Genomic DNA, 846 nt, shown 5'->3' with positions numbered 1-846 from the left:
CTAGGGTCTGTTAGCGCCTAATCCAATCGAGGGCTGCGGCGAGACAGAGGACACCGAGGAAGCTGGCGGCGGTTTTTTCGTATCGGGTGGCAACGGCGCGCCATTCCTTGAGCCGGGCCCACAGGCGCTCGACGCGGTTTCGGTTGTTGTAGATCCAGTCCCGGCAGGCGACGGGGGCCTCGTGGCGAAGCGGCGGGATGGCGGGCCGAGCGCCGATGTCCCAGATGTGCTGGCGGAACGCATGACTGGTGTAGCCGCGGTCGGCCACGACCCACTTCGGGCTGCCCGGCAGATGGGCCAAGAGCGGAACGGCGTGCGGCAGTTCGTGGGCTTGTCCGGGTGCCAAGCGGAAGGCGATGGCGCGGCCTGCACCGTCGGCCATCACGCAGGCCTTGGTGCCGTAGCCGCCACGAGATCGGCCAAGCGCTTCACGGTCGTCTCGCTCTTTTGCAGATCCCCCTTTCGGCTGGCACCTGCTGCCTTCTGATGGGCGCGGATGTTCGTCCCGTCCAGGAACACCATGCCTAGCCTGACGCCGCGCTCCTGGATCAGCGTTAGCAGTCTCTCCCAGACGCCGAGCCGCGCCCACCGGATGAAGGTCTGCGCCGCCATCCACCAGGGGCCAAACTCGGCAGGCAGAGCACGCCACTTGGATCCGTTCTGGTGACGCCAGAGAATGGCCTCGACGGTCCGGCGAAGGTGCGGACTCGGAACCTTCGCATGCGGGCGGCACGCTTCGATCAGTGGTTCCAGATCAGACCATTGCTCGTCGCTCAGCATCTGCGCACTTCTCCTCATCGGAAAAGCCAACGACATAGAGTCGGCTTCAGACGCTAACAGGCCCTA

The 846-nt window shown here is 65.4% G+C and carries 1 protein-coding gene; it reads right to left on the bottom strand.

Going from position 1 to position 846, the window contains the following annotated elements:
- Window positions 1-10: 10 nt before the first annotated feature.
- Window positions 11-780, bottom strand: a protein-coding gene (locus tag NS365_RS23950) for an IS5 family transposase (protein ID WP_153003929.1) whose coding sequence is annotated in 2 segments (ribosomal slippage) — window positions 11-465 and window positions 465-780 — 771 coding nt in all. Because the reading frame shifts where the segments join, the coding sequence is not laid out codon by codon here.
- Window positions 781-846: the final 66 nt, after the last annotated feature.

The sequence above is a fragment of the Aureimonas ureilytica genome, assembly GCF_001475935.1.
Taxonomy (GTDB): Bacteria; Pseudomonadota; Alphaproteobacteria; order Rhizobiales; family Rhizobiaceae; genus Aureimonas; species Aureimonas ureilytica_A.
The sequence above is the reverse complement of the archived record's forward strand: the minus strand, read 5'-3'. Positions and strand labels throughout refer to the sequence as shown.